Source organism: Kitasatospora sp. NPDC101235 (assembly GCF_044767505.1).
Lineage (GTDB): Bacteria > Actinomycetota > Actinomycetes > Streptomycetales > Streptomycetaceae > Kitasatospora.
The window spans coordinates 65,802-85,937 of sequence record NZ_JBIWNZ010000020.1 but is presented as its reverse complement, the minus strand read 5'-3'; the positions used below and the strand labels follow the sequence as shown (position 1 = coordinate 85,937).

At 73.2% G+C, this 20,136-nt stretch carries 14 protein-coding genes, 3 tRNA genes and 1 pseudogene; 7 read left to right on the top strand and 11 right to left on the bottom strand.

What is annotated here, in order from left to right; translation table 11 throughout:
* Positions 1-32 precede the first annotated feature (32 nt).
* Positions 33-3,482, bottom strand: a complete 3,450-nt coding sequence (locus ACIRRH_RS28855; protein ID WP_403073232.1) for a PAS domain-containing protein — start codon at positions 3,480-3,482, stop codon at positions 33-35.
* Positions 3,483-3,659: 177 nt separating this feature from the next.
* Here ACIRRH_RS28855 and ACIRRH_RS28850 point away from each other — a divergent pair.
* The 6 genes from ACIRRH_RS28850 to ACIRRH_RS28825 all read left to right on the top strand — a co-directional run bounded on the left by ACIRRH_RS28850 (position 3,660) and on the right by ACIRRH_RS28825 (position 7,597).
* Positions 3,660-3,753, top strand: a tRNA-Ser gene (locus tag ACIRRH_RS28850).
* A 174-nt stretch (positions 3,754-3,927) separates the two neighbouring features.
* Positions 3,928-4,003: transfer RNA gene (locus ACIRRH_RS28845), tRNA-Arg, on the top strand.
* Positions 4,004-4,034: 31 nt separating this feature from the next.
* A tRNA-Arg gene (locus tag ACIRRH_RS28840) sits at positions 4,035-4,110 on the top strand.
* Between the two features lie 353 nt (positions 4,111-4,463).
* On the top strand, positions 4,464-5,132 hold the full coding sequence (locus ACIRRH_RS28835; protein ID WP_403073230.1) for a hypothetical protein: 669 nt from the start codon (positions 4,464-4,466) through the stop codon (positions 5,130-5,132).
* Positions 5,133-5,324: 192 nt separating this feature from the next.
* Positions 5,325-6,605 carry an SPFH domain-containing protein gene (locus ACIRRH_RS28830; RefSeq protein ID WP_403073228.1) on the top strand — a complete coding sequence of 427 codons (1,281 nt, stop codon included), beginning with the start codon at positions 5,325-5,327 and terminating at the stop codon, positions 6,603-6,605.
* A complete protein-coding gene (locus ACIRRH_RS28825; protein WP_403073226.1) occupies positions 6,602-7,597 on the top strand; it encodes a C40 family peptidase in 996 nt (331 codons plus the stop codon). The genes ACIRRH_RS28830 and ACIRRH_RS28825 overlap by 4 nt, the downstream gene beginning before the upstream one ends.
* Here the strand turns inward: ACIRRH_RS28825 and ACIRRH_RS28820 are convergent.
* Both ACIRRH_RS28820 and ACIRRH_RS28815 read right to left on the bottom strand, forming a co-directional pair.
* Positions 7,557-7,940: a hypothetical protein gene (locus ACIRRH_RS28820; protein WP_403073224.1), complete on the bottom strand. Its 384-nt coding sequence runs from the start codon at positions 7,938-7,940 to the stop codon at positions 7,557-7,559. The genes ACIRRH_RS28825 and ACIRRH_RS28820 overlap by 41 nt on opposite strands.
* A 293-nt stretch (positions 7,941-8,233) precedes the next feature.
* Complete coding sequence (locus ACIRRH_RS28815; RefSeq protein WP_403073223.1) at positions 8,234-9,187, bottom strand: aldo/keto reductase; 954 nt, start codon at positions 9,185-9,187, stop codon at positions 8,234-8,236.
* Between the two features lie 154 nt (positions 9,188-9,341).
* Here ACIRRH_RS28815 and ACIRRH_RS28810 point away from each other — a divergent pair, with 154 nt between their 5' ends.
* Entirely contained in the window at positions 9,342-9,542 is a 201-nt protein-coding gene (locus ACIRRH_RS28810) for a hypothetical protein (protein ID WP_403073221.1), read from the top strand.
* A gap of 54 nt (positions 9,543-9,596) precedes the next feature.
* Here the strand turns inward: ACIRRH_RS28810 and ACIRRH_RS28805 are convergent, their stop codons facing one another.
* The 8 genes and pseudogenes from ACIRRH_RS28805 to ACIRRH_RS28770 all read right to left on the bottom strand — a co-directional run bounded on the left by ACIRRH_RS28805 (position 9,597) and on the right by ACIRRH_RS28770 (position 19,900).
* A complete protein-coding gene (locus ACIRRH_RS28805) occupies positions 9,597-10,628 on the bottom strand; it encodes an endo alpha-1,4 polygalactosaminidase (protein WP_403073219.1) in 1,032 nt (343 codons plus the stop codon).
* A 22-nt stretch (positions 10,629-10,650) separates the two neighbouring features.
* Positions 10,651-11,346 carry a spherulation-specific family 4 protein gene (locus ACIRRH_RS28800; protein WP_403073217.1) on the bottom strand — a complete coding sequence of 232 codons (696 nt, stop codon included), beginning with the start codon at positions 11,344-11,346 and terminating at the stop codon, positions 10,651-10,653.
* On the bottom strand, positions 11,343-12,260 hold the full coding sequence (locus tag ACIRRH_RS28795; protein ID WP_403073215.1) for an NAD-dependent epimerase/dehydratase family protein: 918 nt from the start codon (positions 12,258-12,260) through the stop codon (positions 11,343-11,345). The genes ACIRRH_RS28800 and ACIRRH_RS28795 overlap by 4 nt, the downstream gene beginning before the upstream one ends.
* Before the next feature lie 125 nt (positions 12,261-12,385).
* A pseudogene (locus ACIRRH_RS28790) lies at positions 12,386-13,087 on the bottom strand (NDP-sugar synthase); the annotation flags it as partial.
* Positions 13,088-13,162: 75 nt separating this feature from the next.
* Positions 13,163-14,155, bottom strand: coding sequence for an SDR family NAD(P)-dependent oxidoreductase (locus tag ACIRRH_RS28785; RefSeq protein WP_403073213.1), 993 nt, complete (start codon positions 14,153-14,155; stop codon positions 13,163-13,165).
* A 134-nt stretch (positions 14,156-14,289) separates the two neighbouring features.
* Entirely contained in the window at positions 14,290-15,810 is a 1,521-nt protein-coding gene (locus ACIRRH_RS28780) for a hypothetical protein (RefSeq protein ID WP_403073211.1), read from the bottom strand.
* Positions 15,811-15,910: 100 nt separating this feature from the next.
* Positions 15,911-17,425: a GT4 family glycosyltransferase PelF gene (pelF, locus tag ACIRRH_RS28775; RefSeq protein ID WP_403073209.1), complete on the bottom strand. Its 1,515-nt coding sequence runs from the start codon at positions 17,423-17,425 to the stop codon at positions 15,911-15,913.
* Positions 17,426-17,536: 111 nt separating this feature from the next.
* Positions 17,537-19,900, bottom strand: a complete 2,364-nt coding sequence (locus ACIRRH_RS28770) for a hypothetical protein (RefSeq protein ID WP_403073207.1) — start codon at positions 19,898-19,900, stop codon at positions 17,537-17,539.
* Positions 19,901-20,136: the final 236 nt, after the last annotated feature.

The following is a 20,136-nucleotide window of genomic DNA, read 5'->3' as shown; positions in this document are numbered from 1 at the left end:
CGTCGGTCCCGGCCTCCTCGCGTGTTCGCGTCTCAGCCCGCGGCGGCGACGCCCGCCTCGCCCATCGCGCCGATCCGCCCGAGCAGGTCGACGATCCGGGACTGGACGTCCTCGCTGGTCGAGCGCTCGGCGAGGAACAGCACCGTTTCGCCGGTGCGCAGCCGGGGCAGTTCGCGCGGGTCGAGGTCCACCGAGGTGTAGACCACCAGCGGGGTGCGGTGCAGCCGGTCGTTGGCGCGCAGCCAGTCCAGCAGGCCGACCCGGCGGCGGCGGATCTGCAGCAGGTCCATCACCACCAGGTTGGGCTGCACGCTGCTGGCCCGGGCCACCGCGTCGTTCTCGTCCACCGCGTGCTCGACGTGCATGCCGCGCCGCTCCAGGCTGCTGATCATGGCGGCGGCGATGTCCGGGTCGCCCTCGACCAGCAGCACCCGCGGGGCGTGGTGCTCGCCGTCGCGCGGCGCGAGGGCGCGCAGCAGGACGGCCGGGTCGGCCCCGTACGCGGCGTCCCGGGTGGCCTGGCCGAGGCCGGCGGTGACCAGCACCGGGACCCGGCGGTTGAGCGCCGCGGTACGCAGCGACTGGAGCGCGGTGCGGGTGATCGGTCCGGTCAGCGGGTCGACGAAGAGGGCGGCGGGGAAGCCGGGGACCTGGGCGTCCACCTCCTCGCGGGAGCGGACGATCACCGGCAGGTAGCCGCGCGCCTGGAGGGCCTGCTTGGTGGCCGGGTCGGGCTCGGGCCAGACCAGCAGCCGGCGGGTGTTGGCCAGCTCGCCGGTCGGGGCCGACGGCTGCCCGGCGGCGGGCCGATGGTCGGCGGCCGGGAGTTCGGCCATCGGGCGCGGCGCGGTCCGGGCGGTGTCGGCCGGGACGGGCGGCTGCGGCGCGGCGGCGGGCACCGGTGCCGCGCCGAGCGGGCGCGGCGGGGCGAGCTCGCCCAGGCCGGTGCCGACCGGGCGCGGGGCGGACGGCTCCTCGGCGGCGGGCAGCGCGGCCCGGGCGGGCGCCAGCGCGGTGCCGGGGGAGGGCTGCGCCGGGACGGCGGGGCCGGAGGCGTTCACCAGGGCGTCCGGGCCGGGCCCCGGCGGGACGGCCAGCCGGCGGCGGCGCCCGGTCGGCGCGGTGGCGGCCGGTTCGGGCAGCGCGGGCGCGGGGCCGGCCGGCAGGGCGTGTTCCAGGCCGGGGTAGACCGGGGCGTCGGCCGCCCCGGGCAGGGCGAAGCCGCCGGAGGGCTCCTCGGCGGAGGGCAGCGCGCGGCGGCGCCGGTGCTTGGTCTCGCCCGGGGCCTGCTCCTGGGCGGCCTCGGCGGTCGGGGTGCCGCCGGGCGGGGTGCCGTCCGGGGCGGCGGGCGCGGGGGCCGGGCCGATCGCGAGCGGCTCGCGTCCGCCGGGGCGGTTCGGCTGGGCCCGGTCGCCCTCGACGGGTACGGCGTAGGCGGGGCCGGAGCTGCCGTCGTCCTTGCCCCACGGGTCGCTCTGGGCGCCGTCCGGTCCGGCCAGGCCCTGGCGGCCGTACGCGGGGTCGTTGCCGGTGCCGTTCCACTGCTCGGGGACGGCCCGCTCGACCCGGGCGGGGGCGTTCGGCCACTGGTCGGCCGGAATGTCGGGGTCGCTCGGGGTGCCGGACGCCGTGGTCCCGGCGGCCGGGCGGCCTCTGCGGCCGCGCCGCTCGGCGGGGGGCTCCTCGGCGGGCGCCTGCTCCGCGGCGGGGGCCTCGGGGCCGGGCTGTTCCCCGGCGGCCGCGGGCTCGGCGCTCTCGCCGCTGCTGGGCAGCTGGGGGATGCCCGGAAGCTCGGGCAGGACGGCGCTGTCGCTCTCCTTGGGCCGGTCGGAGCGGCCTTCGGCGGCGGCGCGTTCGGCAGCGGCCTTCGCGGCGGCCGGGTCCAGCGGCAGCTCGACGACGTACGTGGTGCCGGCCTTGCCGGGCAGCTCGTGCGGCTGGAGCACGCCGCCGTGGCGCTCGACCACCGTGCGGGCTATCGGCAGGTGGACGGGGCCGCCACCGACCCCGGGGCCGCGGATCTCGACCCGGGCGACCTCGCCGCGCTGGGCGGCGGCCAGCACGACGGTCGGCGGCTCGGGGGCGGGCGGCAGCGCGGGTGCGGCGGCGCCGTTCAGCCCGGGCACGGCCAGGCCGGGGGAGGGAGCGGCGGGGTCGTCCAGGGCCAGTCCGACGCCGCTGACGTCGGCGACCAGGTGGGCCAGCGCCTGGGCCAGCCGCCGCTCGTCGGCGATCACCTCGACCGCGGCGGCGTGCACCGAGAACCGCACCCGGCCGGGGCCGACCAGCTCGCCGGCCTCCTCGACGGCCCGGCGGACCACCTTGTCCAGGCCCACCGGCACCCGGGACGCGGCCTTCCGCCCGTCCTTGCCGTCCTTGCCGTCCTTGCCGGCCTTGGGCTCCTTGCCGTCCTTGGCCTCGGTGCCGCTGTTCTCGCCGGCCTCGCAGCGCTGGTGGTCGAGCACCCCGTCGATCAGCTTCCCGAACCGGCGGCACTCGGCGGCCAGCCGGCGCAGCGTCCAGTTCGCCTCCGGCCAGAGCTGGCCGGCCGGGTCGGCGGCGAGCGCGTCGAGCCGCTGGTTCAGCGCGTTCAGCGCGCCGCCCAGCTCGCTCTCCAGGACGGCGGTGAGGTGCTCGTTGCGGGCGACCAGGGCGAGTTCGCGGCTGCGGTCGGTGAAGGTCATCACCGCGCCGACCAGCTGGTCGCCGTCCCGGACCGGGGCGGTGGTGAGGTCGACGGTGACCGGCCGGCCGTCCTTGCGCCACAGCACGGTGCCGCGCACCCGGTGCTTGCGCCCGGAGGTCAGGGTGTCCAGCAGCGCCGACTCCTCCAGCGCCAGCGGGGTGCCGTCGGCCCGGGAGTGCTGGATCAGCGGGTGCAGCTCGCGCCCGCCCAGCTCACTCGCCCGGTACTCCAGGATGTGCGCGGCGGCCGGGTTGACCAGCACGCAGCGGCCTTCGAGGTCCACGCCGAGCACGCCCTCGGCGGCGGCGCGCAGGATCATCTCGGTCTGCTTGTGCTGGCGGCGCAGCTCGGCCTCGACGCCGAGCCGGCCCGAGAGGTCGCGGACCAGCAGCAGGAGCAGGTCGGAGGAGGAGGGCGAGTTCTCGCGGTACGCGTCGTACGGGGAGCGCGCGTAGCCGCGGCCGTCGCCGTCGTCGGCGAAGTCGTTGCCGGAGACCTCGACCGGGAAGGTGGTGCCGTCGGTGCGGTGGGCGGTCATCCGGACCGGGCGGTCGAGGGCGTCGTCGTCGCGCGTGGCCGGGCGCATCGAGCCGGGGATGCGGCTGGGGTCGAACTCGGGCAGCAGGCCCAGCACGCCCATGCCGACGAGCGAGGTGCCCGGTGCCTGCAACGCCTGGACCGCCGCGCTGTTGGCGTCCACGACGGTGCCGTTGCTGTTCACCAGCAGCAACGCGTCGGGCAGGGCGTCGAGTATGGCGGCGAGGCGAGCAGCGCCTCGGATCGGCCTGCTGCTCACGTCGACAGGTCTCCTCGGCTCGGGGCAGCTCCTCCGGAGACGGCAGTATCTCATTCTTCTTTGCGGCGGGGACGACCCGCCTAGTAACGTTGGCGGTGGTTGGTGCCGAGCCCCACGGTTGTGGCATCATCACTGACACACGGAACGGGTCCGCTCACGCGGGTACGCTCCATGTGGGGAGGCTTCGCCTAGTCCGGTCTATGGCGCCGCACTGCTAATGCGGTTTCGGGGTTATTCCTGATCGAGGGTTCAAATCCCTCAGCCTCCGCCAGTCGGGAGCCCCCGTCGACGATCTTGTCGGCGGGGGCTCTTCGCGTTCCCGGGGTGGTCCGGGGGGCGGCGTCGGCGGGGCCGGGTGAGGCCCGGAGCAACCGATTTCGTCCTGCGCCGCAGGTCATGTAATGTTGTCCCCGCAACGCCCCGGAGGCAACGTTCACCAGGGCGAGCGCTCATAGCTCAACGGATAGAGCACTTGACTACGGATCAAGAGGTTGCAGGTTCGAATCCTGCTGAGCGCACCAACCACCGCAAGATCGGGTTCGCCCGTTCCTTGCGCTCATAGCTCAACGGATAGAGCACTTGACTACGGATCAAGAGGTTGCAGGTTCGAATCCTGCTGAGCGCACCATCGAGAAGCCCCCGGCCACCGGCCGGGGGCTTCTCTCGTTCTCCGGGGTGCCCGGCGGACGATTCGAACAGGGTTTCCCGGTGGATGGCCCCGTCCCGGAGGCCGGTGTCCACCGGATGGGCCCGGATTTCCCGTTCCCGCGCCCGTTCGGGCGGTGTCGATTGTCGACTAATGGATGAAATGCAGTCGTTTCGGGTACATCCCGTCCTGTCGCCCGGATGACCGCCAAACGGGTGGGACACGGCCAAAAGCACAGGTGTCGCAGTATGACCGGCTCAGGATCGTGATTCCTTTTCGTCGGATCTTGTGCAGACTGCCCACCGCCCCGGCAGCCGACCGCGAAGGAGAGCCGGATGAGCCGACCGTTTCCCCGTACGGCTGTCGCCCTGGCCGTCCTCGCGAGCGGGCTGCTGACCACGTGGAACGCCCCGCGCTCGGTGGCCCGATCCCCCGGTACCCGGTCCGCCGAGCGGGGCGAATCGGCGGACCGGTCCGCGGCAGGGCGCCACGCCGCCCGCCATGCCGGCGGAATGCGGCCGGTATATACCGGCACCGTCGACGAGGAATTCGGCACCGCCCCGCATGTGGTCTCCGACCTTTTTTTGGGCGCCGACGCGGCCGGCCCGGCGCGCACCGGCCGGAACCGCTCCGCCGAGGCCCCGGACGACGGGCCGCTGGTCCGGCTCGACCACGGGGCGGGTCTGCGTGGCCCGTCCGCCGGCCTGTGGCCCAGGCCCCGGCCGGGGTCGGGGTCGGGTCCGTCCGTCGCGTCGGTACTCGGGCTGGTGTCGATCGTCGTTCCGCCGGCGGGAGCCGCCGGCTCGGCCGAGTCCGCCGAGCCGACCGGGCATGCGGCCCGGCCGCCGGCGCCGCCGCCGACGGAAGCTGTGCAGGGTGCGGCCGGCCGGGCCGGGGAGGCCGGCCGGCGCGACGGACTCGCCGGAGTCCTGCTGGTGCTCACCGGCCTCGAACTGATCACCCGTCGGGTGTTCGACCGCAGGGCCGGTGCTTCTCGGCGCTGACCTGCGCCGAACCGTCCGACCATCCATTCATGTGTCTGCACGTCAGGTCAGCTTTGGATGATTCGTCAGTAAATGTCGACACACTCGGTTCAAATGTCGCATTTGATGACGTATGAACTTAGCCTGACCCTGGCACTGCCCGTCAGATCCGGGCCGCCCGTTGCGCGACACACCGACCCAGAGGATCCGTGCATGGACGTCACCCGCGATTCTTCGCTGCGACCCGACAACCTGCCCAAGGCGCTCCCGCCAGCCCTGCCGGAACGTTCCGTCTCCGGTTCCGGCCCGCTGGCCAGCGCCACGGCCGTCAAGACCGTCAAGCAGGGTGGACCGGCCGACAGCGGCCCGGCGACCACCCCGCTGGCCGTCGTCCCGAGCCCGTCGCCGGCCGAGCCGGTGGACCTGCGCGACCCGCTGGAGACAGCCGCGCCGGAGACCGTCGGACTCCTGGGCACCACTGTGGTCGGGGCCCCGACCGCCACCGCCACCGCCACCCGGCGCCCGCCGCGCGCCGACCAGGCGCTGCGGGAGCGCCGCGCCACCTCGCTGCCCGGCTGGATCGCCCTGCTGGCGGTGCTGATCGGCGTGGCCGGCGTGCTGTTCGTGCTGCTGCACACCGGCGTCCTCCCGCACTGGGACGTACTGCCTGACCTGCGCGGCAGCGCCGCGCGGGAGAGCGGCCGGGTGGAGGTGGACGCGCAGTCGATCGCCGCGGCGGCCGCGGCCGGCCTGCTGGTGGTGTTCACGCTCGCCGGTCTGCTGGCCAACGCGGGCGGCGAGACCCGGGTGCTGACCCGCTGGGGCCGCTACCGGGGCACCGTCCGCCGGACCGGCCTGGTCTGGGTCAACCCGCTGCTGCGCCGCCGGCGGGTGGACGTGCGGCTGCGGCACTGGCGCAGCGAGTCGGTCAGGGTGGTGGACCGCACCGGCACGCCGATCGTGGTCCGGCTGCTGATCGTCTGGCGGGTCAAGGACACCGCGCGGGCGCTGCTGGCGATCGAGGACCACGAGAGCTACCTGCGCGAGCAGGTCCAGGCGGTGCTCACCCGCACCGCGTCCACCCTGCCCTGCGACAGCAACGCGGCGCCCGGCCCCGCGCTGCGCGACGGGCAGTGGTTCGCCGACGAGTTGACCAGAGCGCTGGCCGCCGAGGTCGCCCCGGCCGGCCTGGAGGTCTACTCGGTGCAGCCGCTGGCCCTGGACTACGCACCCGAGGTGGCCGAGTCGATGCGCCGGCGCCGGCTGGCCGACCTGGACGCGGGCCTGCGCACGGTGCTGGTGGACGACGCGGTGGAGGCGGCGGCGCTCGCCGTCCGGCGGCTGGAGCGGGCGACCGCGCACGAACTGGACGAGGCCGCTCGCAGCGCGCTGATGGAACAGCTGCTGGTCGCCTTCGTCGCCCCGGCCGGAGTAACCGCCTCGGTACCGTCCCCGGCCTCCCGTGCCGGGCGGAAGGAAGGACGACCTGCATGAGGATAGCCACCGGCGCGTACGCCGAACCCGCCATCACCGTCGGCTCGGGTGGCCCCGACGGTGATCCCGGTCTGATCGGCTTCGAGGAACGCCTCGGCAGCATCCCCGCGATCGCGGGCTGCAGCTGCCCGAACTGCGCCGTCCGGCCGCGCACCGCCCGCTCCGCGGTGGCGGCCGGCGGCGGCCGAATACACCGGGCCGTGCGAAGCACCTGTTTGGCCACCACCGTGCTGGCGGGCGCCGGCGTCGTCGGCCTGACGGCCGGCGCCGGATCCGCGCACGCCGCGGCCGGGAAGCAGGGCTGGGACGGGTCGAAGTACTGGTTCAAGAACGGCTCCGGCGAGTGGCGTTGGACCAGCCACTACGACGTCTACGCGAGCCGCACCGGGCAGTCCGGCGGGTCGGCCGGCTCCACCGCTCAGGCACTCTCCAACGGCTCGGCCTCCTCCGCCGGGGTGCGCCAGGGCTGGGACGGGTCGAAGTACTGGTTCAAGAACGGCTCCGGCGAGTGGCGTTGGACCAGCCACTACGACGTCTATGCCAGCCGCACCGGGCAGTCCGGCGGCGGTCCGGCCCCCGCCCCCGCAATCCCCGCGAGCCGTTCGGCGGCCAACCCGACGCCCGCCTCCGGGGGCATGGAGTCGGCCATCGACTACGCGCTCGCCCAGCTGGGCAAGCCGTACGTCTGGGGCGGCAACGGTCCGTCCGGCTACGACTGCTCCGGGCTGGTCCAGCAGGCCTACCGGCGCGCGGGGACAAGCCTGCCGCGGGTCGCCGACGACCAGTACGCGGCGACCACGCCGATCAGCGCCGGGCAGCTGCGCCGCGGCGACCTGGTGTTCTGGTCCGACAGCGGCCGGGCCTCGGGGATCCACCACGTGGGGATATACCTGGGCGGCGGCAAGTTCGTGGAAGCACCGCGGCCGGGCACGACCGTCCGGATCTCGACCCTCAGCTCGGGCTACTACCCGACCCACTTCGGGCGGCCGTAGCCACCGTGCCGTAGCCGCGAAGCCGTACCGGGCCCCGACAGTGCGTCGCTGTCGGGGCCCGGACCGTGTTCAGGCCAGCTGCGGGGCGGAGCAGCCGTGGCCCCGCGCGGTTCCGCGGGCTCGGAGGTCGCTTGTTCTCGCCCCCGCGGCCGAGGGCGGTGGCGGCGTTGCTGCGGCCGGTGTTGTAGATCGTCCGCATCTGCTGCTCGTCCCAGTCGACGGCGGGGGAGTCCGGGTTCAGTCCGTCGCGCTGCTGCTGCCACTTCTCGACCATGGCGCTGATCCCCTCGTGTCCGCTACGGCCGTTGACACCGGTGAGGATGATCTCCTCGGTGGCGCTCATCTGCCACCCCATGATCCCGCTGCCGAGCAGGCTCTGTGCCCGAGAGTGGACACCTGGTTGTCCCGGCAGATGAAGCGGGTGGAGCGGTCGCGCAGTTCCGGGCCGGTCTGCCAACTGGTCAGCACGGCATAGGCGTTGGTGGTCTCCTCCTGGGCGTTTTCGTCGACGGTGTGGGAGTTGCCCTTGATCTCGTCGACGGTGCCGGATGCCCCCCGGAACGCCGCAGGCCGCGAACTGCGCCCAGGGCTGGGCGGGTTCGCGGCCTGCGGGGGCCGGTGCGGTGCCGGGCGGGCTCAGGCGGAGGCGGCGTCCAGCAGGGCGGTCTGCGCCGGGGTGAGCTCCAGGGTGGCGCCGGCCAGCAGCGGCGGGAGCTGCTCGACGGTGCGGGCACTGGCGATCGGGGCGGCGACCGTCGGGCGGGCGGCGAGCCAGGCCAGGGCGACGGAGGCGGGCTCCACCTCCTGCTCGGCGGCGACGGTGTCCAGCGCCTCCAGCACCTTGGGGCCGCGTGGTTCGGCCAGGTAGCGGGCGGCGCCCTCGGCGCGGGCGCTGTCCACCCCCGCGCCACCCGGACGGTACTTGCCGGTCAGGAAGCCGGAGGCCAGCGCGTAGTACGGGACGGTGGCCAGGCCGTGCTCGGCGGCCACGTCGGCCAGCGGGCCCTCGAAGGTGCTGCGCGAGACCAGGTTGTAGTGCGGCTGGACGGCGACGTACTTCGCCAGGCCCTCGCGCTCGGCGAAGGCCAGCGCCTCGGCGAGCCGCTCGGCGGAGATGTTGGAGGCGGCGACCGCCCGGACCTTGCCCTCGCGGACCAGTTCGTCCAGTGCGGTGACGAACTCCTCGACCGGGGTGTCGTCGTCCCGGTGGGTGTAGTAGAGGTCGATCCGCTCGACGCCCAGGCGGCGCAGCGAGTCCTCGGCCGCGGCCTTGATGGTGGCGGCGCCCAGACCGCTGCGCTCGGCGTGCATGCCGACCTTGGTGGCGATCACGACGTCCTCGCGGTTGCCGCGGCTGCGCAGCCAGTTGCCGATGACGGTCTCGGACTCGCCGCCGGTGTTGCCCGGGGCCCAGGAGGAGTAGACGTCGGCGGTGTCGACGAAGTTGCCGCCGGCCGCCGCGTAGGCGTCCAGGACGGCGAAGGACTGCTGCTCGTCGGCCGTCCAGCCGAAGACGTTGCCGCCGAGGGCGAGCGGGAAGACGGACAGGTCGGAGGTGCCGAGGCTCACCCGGCTGTGGTTTCCGGTCATGATCCCAGTGAACCGGACGGCGCGGTGGGGAATTCCGCGAAACGCCCGGTCTTCACGAGCCCGTCGTGCCGCTGTCGCACGTGGGGGTGGTGTGGCCCGCGCGACGGGGGTCCGGGGTGTGCCTGAGGTGGGCCGATTCGTTAGAGTCCGTGCCATGGCTGACAACGACTACGACCCCGCCGGCAGCACCCAGATGTTCCGGGCGTTCGTCGACGAGACCCCGGCGCCTCAGGCCCCCGGCAACGTTTCCACCTACGGCAGCAGCAAGAGCGGCAGCCGCACCGGCGTGATCGCGCTGATCGCCGTCGTCACGCTGGCCGTCCTGGGCGGCGTCATCTGGCTGGCGGTCAAGTGACCCGCGCGCGGGTGACCCTCGTCCGGGTCACCCGCGCGACGGGAGGGGAACGCCTCAGCAGGGTTTGCGCCAGGCGTTCAGTTCGAGCTTCTTCTGCATCGAGCTGAAGCCCAGCGACTTGGTCCTGCCGCAGAACTGGCCCGTGTCGAGCTTGTACTCGACGTGGAAGACCGCCTTGCCCGCCTTGACGAAGGGGGCGACCCGGTCGCACTCGTCGAACTGCGCGCACTCCTCGTTGACCGCGAAGTCGAAGTCCGCGAGGAGCGCCGGGATCTGGTCCAGGTCGTTCTTCAGGCCGATGGCCAGGCCGCGTTCGTGGGCGAGCTGCGCCAGCATCCGGTTGTACTTGAGCTGGTCGTCCGGGGTCAGCGGGAAGCCGCTGTTCTGGTTGTAGGCCTCGATGGTGTCCGGCTCGATGGCGTCGAAGCCCTTGCTCTTGCACATGTCGAAGCGGGCGGCCATCAGCGGCCTGAGCTGGTCGAGCTTGCGGATGTCGAACCACTTCTCGCCCTTCCAGCCGGTGTCCGAGCCCTGGAGGGACTTGGCGAAGGCGGTGGAGTCGGGGCGGAAGTTCTCCCAGGAGCCGGCGTTGATGTAGCAGATCACCTTGCGGCCCTTGGCGTGCAGCGCGGCCACCACCGAGGCGTCGTTCTCGAAGCCGTCGATGTCGTAGACCGGGACGTCCACCGACTGGTCCACGCCGCCGCCGAGCTGCCACTGCCAGGCCAGGCCGGGCGTGGGCTGCCAGCGGGCGCCGGCGGGTGGCGGGGCGGGGTTGCCCGGCGGGGTGCCGGGCCCCGGTGGGGTGGACGGCGGCGTGTTGCCGCCGGGCGCGCCCGGGGCCGGCCCGGTGGTGCCGGGTGCGTCGGGGGTGCCCGGGGTGGCGGGCGGGGTGCCCGGGGCGGTGGTGGTCGCGTCGGGGGTGCCGGGGGTGCTCGGCGCGGTGGCCGCAGGGGAGTTGCTCGGGGTGCCGTCGGCCGAGTCCTGGTCGTCCTCCGATCCCGAGCTGCTGCACGAGCTGACCAGCAGGGCGGTGGCGGTGGCGAGGGCCAGGGCGGCCGGAAGTAGCCGGTTGCGACGGTTCACGGTAGTCGGACTCCGGATCGGGTCAGGTCAGTTCAGCGGCGTTCAGGCCGTACGGCAGGGTGCGCCAGGGGTTCTCCCCGGCTCCCGGTACGGCGCAGCCGACGCCGGCTCGCCGGGCGGCGATCAGGGCGGCGGCGTCCTGGGCGTGCTCGACGGGGACGTCGTAGACCAGGTGGCAGAAGCGTGACGCCGCGTGCCGGCCGGTCCACAGCGGCAGCGTCATGGTGCGGTAGGCGTCCCAGTCGCCCTCGAAGGTGACCAGCAGGTCGGCCAGGCCGACCTCGGCGTAGCCCGGGTCCGGGTGCTCGCCGTGGCCGAACACCACGGTGCCGCAGCCGGCCGCGCGGGCGGCCGTGGCCAGCCGCCGGTAGTGCGGCAGAGCGCCCGGCTGGGTGGTCACCTGGTCGAGGTAGACGCCGGTGATGCCGTGGCGCTGACGGTACGTCAGGATGTCCGCCACCACGGCCGCGTGCGGTCGGCGGCCGTAGTCGGTGTCGGTGTAGCCGACCAACGGCAGGCCCGCGGCGCGGAGTTCGTCGGCCGCCTCGGCGAAGACGTGGTCCGGGACCTCGCCCGGTCCGTCGGCGAGGTTGAGCACGACGGCGGCGATCCGGGCGGGGTCGGCGGCGGCGACCGCCTGCCAGGCCGCCGGGTCCACCGCGGGGTGGACGTACAGCGGCACCAGCAGGCGGCCGTCGGGGGTGGGCCCGGTGATCATGCGACCACCGGGTCGGGTGTGGGCCCGGCGGTGCCGAGCCACAGGTCGCGCAGGGTGTCGGCGAGGTCCGTCTCCGGCCGCCAGCCGAGCTCCCGGGCGGCGGCCGCCACGTCGGCCTGCTGCCAGGAGACCGCGGCCGAGCGCTCGGAGCCCGCCCCGCTCTCGTCGATCCGGCCGGTGAAGCCGGCCGCGGCGACCAGCCCGTCGGCGATCGCCCGGACCTGCCGGGCGTGTCCGGAGGCCAGGTTGAGCACCCGGGGGAGGGGACGGTCGGCGGTGACGGCCAGGCCGACCGCCTTCGCCACGTCCCGGGCGTCGACGAAGTCGCGGTAGGCGGAGAGGTCGCCGACCGTGATCACGCCGTCGGCGCCCTCGGGCGCCACCCGGCGCAGCTCGGCGGCCAGCCGCCCGGGCAGCGAGCCCGCCGGGGCGCCGGGGCCGACCGGGTTGAACACCCGCAGCACCACGGCGTCCAGCGGCGAGCCGGCCACCGCGAGGGAGCCGGCCAGCTTGGTCGCGCCGTACACGCCGACGGGGCGGGCGTCGGCGTCCTCGGACAGCGACTCGCCCTCCGCGCAGACCCCGTACTCGCCGGCCGAACCGATGTGCACCAGGCGGGCCTTCGGGGCGCCGAGGGAGAGCGCCTCGCAGAGCACCGCCGGGCCGCGGGCGTTCACCTCGGCGAGCTTGACCGCGCTGCCGGCCACCGCGCCGGCGAAGTTGACCACCGCGTCGGGGGCCAGTGCGGACAGTTCCTCGCCGAGCGGGCCGGCCTGGACGGTGGCCAGGTCCAGCCGGAGGTCGTGGTCGGGCCGCCGGCCCGCGGTCAGCACGGTGGTACCGGGCAGTGACCGCAGGACGGCGGTGGCGTGACGGCCGAGGAAGCCGTCGCCGCCGAGGAGCAGGATTCTCACGCGGCCCGTCCGTCACTCTCGACGCCCGCGGCGGCGGGCTCGGCGGGCGCGTCGTCAGGGGCGGTGCGGGCGGCCGGGATCGGCAGCTCCGCGACGCCCGGCGTGACGCCGGTCGACTCGAAGGGCATCAGGGCCGGGCGGATGGTGGAGAACTCGGCGTTGGCCCGGTCGTAGTCGTCGGGCCGGCCGATGTCCAGCCAGTAGCCGCCGAACTCGTACGCGGAGGGCGGGGTCTTGGCGGCCAGCAGGTCCAGCACCAGCTCGTCGAAGCCCAGCGGCAGGCCGGGGGTGTACTTGGCGAGCGCCGAGCGGGAGACGCCGTACACGCCCATCGAGACGCGGTAGTCGATGCTGGGCTTCTCCTGGAAGCCGGTGATGGTGCCCTCGTCGGCGGTCAGCACGCCGAAGTCGATCTTTACCTGACGTGCGTAGGTGGCGATGGTCAGTGGCGCGCCGGACGCCTCGTGGTGCTTGAGCACCCCGGCGAAGTCCAGGTCGGTCAGGATGTCGCCGTTCATCACCAGGAAGTGCTCGGGCAGGCGCTCCTGCATGGTGAGCAGCGGGCCCATGGTGCCGAGCGGGCTGTCCTCGACGGCGTAGCCGACCCGCAGGCCCCACTGGGAGCCGTTGCCGACGTAGGCGCGGATGATGTGGCCGAGGTGGCCGATGGCCAGGGTGACGCTCTGGAAGCCCGCGGCGGCGAGCTGGCGCATCACGATCTCCAGGATCGCGTGCTGGTCGCCGATCGGAACGAGCGGCTTGGGAAGCGCGGTGGTGTACGGGCGGAGACGGACGCCCTTACCGCCGGCCAGGATCACTGCGTGCATGGTGTTTCCCCCACGGAAAGGATGTGCAGGACACGAACCTTGGTTACCAGGACGAGCAAGATCGGTTACGGCGGGTCAGACGTTGTAGATGTCGGTCTTGTAGCGGGCCAGGTTGGCCGGGTCGCGGAAGAACTCGATGGTCTGCTCCAGGCCCTGCTCCAGGCTGAAGCCGGGCGCCCAGCCGGTGGCCTCGCGCAGCCGGGTCGCGTCCGCGACCAGGCGCATGACCTCGGAGTTGGTCGGACGGATGCGCTGCTCGTCCTCCTTCACCACCAGGTCCACGCCCATCAGCTTGCCGACCAGGGTGACCAGGTCGCCGACCGAGATCTCGCCGCCGGTGCCGGCGTTGAAGGTCCGGCCGACCACCGTCTCGGCGGGCGCGGTGCCCACCGTGCGGAAGGCGTTGGCGGTGTCCTTGACGAACATGAAGTCGCGGGTCGGGCGCAGGTCGCCGAGGGTGATCTCGGTCTGGCCGGCCGCGACCTGGGCGATCACGGTCGGGATGACGGCGCGCATCGACTGGCGCGGGCCGAAGGTGTTGAACGGGCGCAGGGTGACGACCGGGGTCCCGAAGCTGGCGTGGTAGCTGTCGGCCAGCCGGTCCCCGCCGGCCTTGGAGGCGGCGTACGGGGACTGGGTGTTGATCGGGTGGTCCTCGGTGATCGGCACGGTCTGCGCGGTGCCGTAGGTCTCGCTGGTGGAGGTGTGCACCAGTCGGGGGATCTCCAGATGGCGCACCGCCTCCAGCACGTTCAGGGTGCCGGTGACGTTGGTGTCCACGTACGAGTGGGGGGCGCGGTAGGAGTACGGGATCGCGATCAGGGCGGCCAGGTGATAGACCGCCTCGGTGCCCTTGACCAGGCCGTTGACCGAGCCCGGGTCCCGGACGTCGCCGAGGATGATCTCGACCGAGTCCAGCACCTCCTGGGACAGGGTCTCCAGCCAGCCGAAGGACGAGAACGAGTTGTACTGGACCATCGCGCGGACGTGGTGCCCGTCGGCGACCAGGGTCTCGACGAGGTGGGAGCCGATGAAGCCCTCGGCTCCGGTAACCGCGACGCTGCTCATACGGATTTCGCTTTCTCGATCTGCCGGGGCGGTCCGACGCTCTGCGGCGCCCGACCGCCGTGGCCCGATGGGTGTCTCAGGTGGAGCGGGTACGACGGTGCACGCGAAAGGAGGCGTGCGTGATATTCGATGTGTCAGCGGTGCTGGGTGGTGCGGCCGAGCGCGGGCCCGGCGAGTGCGGTGAGGACGACGGCGGCCGCCCCGCAGCCGATCAGCTGCAGGACGATCGGGTCCGCACCTGCCAGCAGCCCGGTGCTCTCGGCGACCGCGGCGGCCAGACAGACGAGGGCGGTGCTCCAGCTGAACCCGAAGGCGTTCAGCAGCAGCGCCAGCCAGAGCGAGCCGCCGAGGAGCAGCATCGCGCCGAGCTGCGGCACGCCGAGCGCGGGGGCGCCGGGCCACAGCACGGTCGCGGCTGCGTCCAGCGCGGCCACGGTGGTGAGGTAGATGAACAGGCAGCCGAGCAGGATCGCGCCGGTGCGGCGGGAGAACTGGCCGCTGGTGTGGCTGGTGCGCAGCGCGGCCACCGCCAGCGCCCGGTAGCGGAAGAGCAGCCACTCGGCGAGGCCCAGGCTGAGCGTCAGCGCGATCATGGCCGGGCCGGTCGGGGTGGCCGACGTCTCCTGCGCGGGGTGGCCGCCGGTCTGCACGGCCTGGTGGATGGTCCCGCCGAGGCCGGCGATCAGCGTGAGCGCGCCGCAGGCCAGGCCGAACAGCAGGTGCGGGACCTCCTGGCGGACCGGCAGCTTCAGCTCGACGGACTCGCGTTCGCCGCCGCGGATGCAGACCAGCAGCTCCCGGACGGCCAGTCCGACCGCCAGCACCAGCGAGGCGAGCAGCACGACCGTACGGACCAGCTGCGGGACGTCCACCGCCAGCACCACGCCGGCGCCGACCGAGGCCGGGGCCAGCGCCAGCAGCAGGAACTTCTCCCGCCCGAGCACCAGCAGCACGGTGGCCGCGCCCAGGTAGCAGGACTGCCCGGCGGCGAAGCACAGCGCGCCGAGCGGCCCGCCGACCACGTACGCGGCGGCCGCCGCGACCAGCGCGCCGGCCGGGGCGCCGACGGCCAGGCAGACCGCGGCCTCGCGGCGGCGCAGCCGGCCCAGCCAGCGGTAGGAGCGGTGCGCCAGCGCCTGGTTGAAGCCCCAGCTGACCAGCGTGGCGACGGACAGCGCGAGCATGCCCGAGGGCAGGCCGAAACGCATCCGGGTGGTCGCGAACAGGTTGGCGCCCAGCAGGTAGCCGAGCCCGGGCAGGGCGAAGACCAGGCCGCGCACCACGCAGCGCCAGGGGTCGGCCCGCCAGGGGTTGGCGAACTCGGAGCTCGGGCCGGGGTAGCGGCGCTCGACCTTCTCGAACAGCTCCTCGGCGACGGTGAACGCGTCGGGGCGGCCGTACAGCAGGGCGGCCTGCTCGTCCGAGAGGCCGTCGGACTCCAGGAAGGCCGCGATCTCGTACGGGTGGACGGCGTCGGCGCAGACGTCGCGCAGACGCTCGGCGAGTTCGTCCAGCGGGTCCGCGGAGAGGTAGAGCGACTCCTCGGGCTCCGGCTCCGGCGGGGCGGGGCGACGGCGCTTCAGCGGCAGCGTGCGCAGCTGCATGGTGTGCTCGGGGCCGGCCTCGCCGGGCACCAGGCGCAGGGGGCCGCTCATGCACCCACCTCGCTGCGCTCGGCGGCCGCTTCGCGGGACGCGCACCTCTTGATCGTTCGCTTTCCCCCAGCCTCCGGCCGGGGGTACCCCCATCGCTCGCTCACGCGCCCACCTCGCTCGGCTCGGGTCGGGCGGTGGCCAGCTGCTGGTCCCAGTCGGGGCTGGGGACCTGGTCGGTGACGGCGACCATGCCGCCGGGCATCCAGCGGGCGGTGCCCAGGAGTTCGGTGTAGATGCCGCGGAAGCCGTCGATGTTCTGGCGGAGGGTGAACTGCTCGATCACCCGCAGCCGGGCGCCCTCGCCGAGCCGGGCGCGCCGTTCGGCGTCGCGCAGCAGCTCGATCGCGGCGGCCGCCATCGGCTCGGGCTCGCGCGGCGGGACGACCAGTCCGGTGTCGCCGACGGCCTCGCGCACCCCGCCGACGTCGGTGGAGACGGTCGCGCGGCCGCAGGACATCGCCTCGATCAGGGTGAACGGGAAGCCCTCGCTGATGCTGGAGAGCATGACCACGTTGCCCGCCGCGTACGCGTCGGTGATGTCGGCGACGCGGCCTTCGAAGGCCACCGAGTCGGCTATGCCGAGCTCGGCGGCCAGGGCTATGCAGCCGTCCCGGTACGCCTCGCCGCCCTTGGGAGTGCCGCCGAAGAGCCGCAGCCGCGCCTCGGGGATCTCGCGCTGGACGATGGCGAAGGCCCGGATCAGCGTCTCCAGGTCCTTGATCGGGTCGACCCGGCCGGCCCAGCTGAGGGTCGGCGTCTCGGGCTCGGGGCCGGCCGGCGGGAAGGCCGCCGGGTCCACCCCGTTGTAGACGGTGCGGATGTGCGAGGACGGCGTGCCGCCGCGCTCCTCCCAGCGCCGGTTGTACCGGTTGCCGGGGGTGACCAGCGCGGCCTGCCGGTAGCTCTCCTCGGCGAGCATCCGGTAGAAGCCGAGCAGCAGCGCCTTCACCGGCCAGCGGTACGGACCGGTGCGGTAGCCGAGGTAGCGCTCGCGCAGGTAGATGCCGTGCTCGGTGAGCAGAAACGGTACGCCGTACTGCTGGGCGGCGATCAGCCCCGGCAGGGTGGCGAGCCCGCCGCTGGCCGCGTGCGCGACGCCGTCCTTGGGCGGCTCGACCGAGAGCGGCCGCAGGGCGTGCTCCAGCAGGTCGGTGGCGTTCAGGGCGTCGTGCAGGGTGGGCCGGGAGACGGCGGTCGGCAGGTAGTCGCGGGTCCACACGTGCTGGAGGGTGCGCAGCGCGCGCTCGCTGCGCAGCGCCGGGCTGAGCAGCCCGTGCCGGGCGAGGTCGGCGAAGTTGTACAGCTCGGTGCCGAAGTGGGTGGTGTAGACCGGATCGAGGATGGAGTGAAGGAAGCGCTCGTACGCGTTGAGGAAGCGCCGCATCTCCTTGCCGCGGGGCGGCCGGCCTTCCGAGGCCGCCCCCCACAGCGGTGCGGTGGTGACCGACCGCACGTTGGCGGGCAGCTCCCAGGCCAGTGGTTCGTGGCCGGTTCCGGTGACGGCGATGACGTCGAACTCGACGTCGGGCATGCCTTGAACGAGCTGGTCGCACCAGACGCTCACGCCGCCGTGCTGGTGCGGATACGTCCCCTCGGTGAGCAGGGTGACGCGCATTCCTGTCCCCCCTCCTGTTCTTGCGTCGGTTCCGGCCTGGATGACCGGAACGGGAGCCGTGGTGGGGCCGGGCCGGGCGACCGGCCCGACCCCACCAGCGGGTGGTACCGGTTACCGGTTGCCGGAGCGTCCGGTGGTGCTGCTCGGCGTGGCCGTCCCCCCAGAGGCCGTGCCGTTCTTCGTCGCAGCCTTGTCGCCGTGGCCGTTTCCGCCCTGACCGATGTTGCCAGCGGTGACGTCCTTGCCGGGCACCGGGGTTCCGCTACCCGGGACCAGGGACGGAGCGGGCTTGCGCGTGGTGTCGCTCGGGCCCACCGGAACCGGGGTGGCGACGCCCTGCGGCACGACCTTCTTGTCCGCCGGCACCGGGGCCGGGACGGACTTGGCCGCGACGCTCGGCGCGACGGCGGCCGGGGCGGTCGGCGCGGACGGCAGCTGCAGGGTGATGCTGCTCTGCAGCGCGCCCGGGGACACCCAACCCGAGAGGCTACCGGCGTAGGGCGAACCGAACCCGGTCGTCCCGATGGCCAGCTTCTGAGCAGTTCCGGTCGGCATGGTGGCCTGGACCTGAACGCCGGACGGAGCGTTCACCGTGATGGTGTTGCCGACCCGGTAGGCGGTGACCTGGCCGGAGGCGAGCGCCGTGTTCCAGGCCGCGCGGCGCTGGAACTCCAGGCCGATCTCGCGCTGGCTCAGGTTCACGATCGGGGCGTTGTCCGCGTGCAGCGAGCGGTAGGTGCCGAGGATCTTCTCCAGCACCGGGTACAGGATGCGGTCCTCGGACAGGTTCGACTGGTGCACGAAGTGCGGCCGGGGGTCGTTGTTCAGCACGTGGCCGAGGTCGATCCGCGCCTCCAGCGGCACGATGTACGACTGGTAGCCGGTGTTGACGTCCAGCGGCTGCGGCAGGCAGGTCGAGTTGGCGTTGTTCTCGCAGACGCCGCTGCCGCCGTTGGCCGTGCTGGTGTAGATCCAGTTGTACTCGTCGGTCTCCTCCTTCGCCGTGCCGGCGTTGTAGAAGACGTTCATCGGGTACCGCGGCACGGTCAGCGTGGACGAGCCGACGGCCCGCTGGCCGGGCTCGCGGGAGGCGTCGCTCGCGGTGAACCTGATGCCGTGGGCGGCCAGCGCCGGCGCCAGGTTCGGGTTGTCGCTGGTCTCCTGCGGGGCGGTCAGCAGCCCGGAGTGCTCGCCGGTGACCAGGGTCTGCGGGTCGAACTGGAGGCCGTTCGCGGTGGCCCAGTCGGCGTTGTTCTTGATCTGGCTGGAGATGGTGTTCTGGTCGACCCAGACCGTCTTGCCCGTGGCGTCCTTGGAACAGCGCCACGGCACCACCGAGACGTCCTGGACGCAGCCCAGGTACGGGTGGGTGTAGGTGTGGTTGACCCACCGGTAGCTGCTCTGGTCGGCGATCATCTGGTTCGCCGTGGCGTCCACGGTGGTCTCGTGGTCGGCCTTCCAGTCCTCGCTGCCGCCACCGTTGAACACCATGTCCAGGGTGAAGTTGTTGGCCGTCTGCCACTGCTTGAGGTGCTGGGCGTCGGCCTGGGTCATCCGGATCGGGTTGGCGGTGTCCGGGGTGCCGGGCGGACAGGTGACGTCACCGGGGGTGCACTTGAGCACGGTGTCCCAGCGGTCGTCGGCCAGGAAGACGTCGTCCACGTGGGTGGCGAAGTAGTTGCGGTCGTAGCCGAGGTGGACGCCCTGGGTGATCCAGTCGACCATGCCGCGGGCCAGCAGGCGGTACTGCTGCTGGTACTGGTTGTAGACGAACGTGACGACCAGTTCCTTGCGGCCGTCGTGGGTGTACTCGCCGACCAGTGAACCGCGCGCGGTCGTGTTGGGTATCGGCGCGTCGACCAGCGGGACGAACGAGGCACCGGCCGGCAGGCCGGCGAGCGGAGTGGCGAGGTAGCCGTAGCTCTCGCTGACGTTCGGGTCGTTGTCCTCGAACGGGACGCTGCCCTTGAGGTACCCGAACGGGCCCGAAGTTCCGGCTGCGGTGGTGGCGCCCTGGAATCCGTCCAGCGTGCCCACGAATCCGGGATTCTGGGCGTAGTTCAGGCCCACCGCCGGACTGGCCCACGTGTACGCGTCGATCTGGCGGACGTTGAATGCGGCTTCGTAGCTCGCGATCGCGGTCATCTCGGCGGCACTGTTGGGGAAGGGGTTTTCGTTGGGCAGCACGATGCCCTGGAACTTCCCCCGGGGCTGGCCGTTCACCGTGTCACTCAGGAAAGCGGAGTTGATGACGGGACGGTTGGGGTCATTGAGGCTGATGACCTTGTAGAGCGTGCCCTGGCTCTTCAGCTCGGCGGTGATGGCCGCGACGGACGGGCCGCCGTCGTCGACGACCAGGACGGTGAGGTCGATCCTGGGCGGCGCGGTGTCGCCGTGGGCCAGGGTGGTCTGCAAGCCGCTGGCCAGCAGGACTGCCGCCGCGCACGCGGCGACTCTTCGGGTCGCTCGACCCATGGTGATCCTCCCCTTGGGGCGGGCGGCGCTGCTCGGCGCTCGCCTGCCCGTGTAGCTGTTCGCGGGCAGCAGGCTGCCCGGGCCCATCCTGGTCGAGGGACGGCGGTGCGGGGGACCAATTGGGCGAGAGTGCAGCGAACCTGTTACCAACGTTCATGGCGATGCCATGAAGGCGCTGATTGTGACCGGAACCGCACCGGCGGCGCAAATGATGAATTGAAAATGAAAAACCGGAA

Coding starts and splice junctions, on each gene's coding strand:
- ACIRRH_RS28815 (WP_403073223.1), bottom strand. CDS start 9,187: ATGACCGGAAACCACAGCCGGGTGAGCCTCGGCACCTCCGACCTGTCC.
- ACIRRH_RS28830 (WP_403073228.1), top strand. CDS start 5,325: ATGGACGTCACCCGCGATTCTTCGCTGCGACCCGACAACCTGCCCAAG.
- ACIRRH_RS28810 (WP_403073221.1), top strand. CDS start 9,342: ATGGCTGACAACGACTACGACCCCGCCGGCAGCACCCAGATGTTCCGG.
- ACIRRH_RS28770 (WP_403073207.1), bottom strand. CDS start 19,900: ATGGGTCGAGCGACCCGAAGAGTCGCCGCGTGCGCGGCGGCAGTCCTG.
- pelF (WP_403073209.1), bottom strand. CDS start 17,425: ATGCGCGTCACCCTGCTCACCGAGGGGACGTATCCGCACCAGCACGGC.
- ACIRRH_RS28825 (WP_403073226.1), top strand. CDS start 6,602: ATGAGGATAGCCACCGGCGCGTACGCCGAACCCGCCATCACCGTCGGC.
- ACIRRH_RS28780 (WP_403073211.1), bottom strand. CDS start 15,810: ATGAGCGGCCCCCTGCGCCTGGTGCCCGGCGAGGCCGGCCCCGAGCAC.
- ACIRRH_RS28800 (WP_403073217.1), bottom strand. CDS start 11,346: ATGATCACCGGGCCCACCCCCGACGGCCGCCTGCTGGTGCCGCTGTAC.
- ACIRRH_RS28835 (WP_403073230.1), top strand. CDS start 4,464: ATGAGCCGACCGTTTCCCCGTACGGCTGTCGCCCTGGCCGTCCTCGCG.
- ACIRRH_RS28785 (WP_403073213.1), bottom strand. CDS start 14,155: ATGAGCAGCGTCGCGGTTACCGGAGCCGAGGGCTTCATCGGCTCCCAC.
- ACIRRH_RS28820 (WP_403073224.1), bottom strand. CDS start 7,940: ATGAGCGCCACCGAGGAGATCATCCTCACCGGTGTCAACGGCCGTAGC.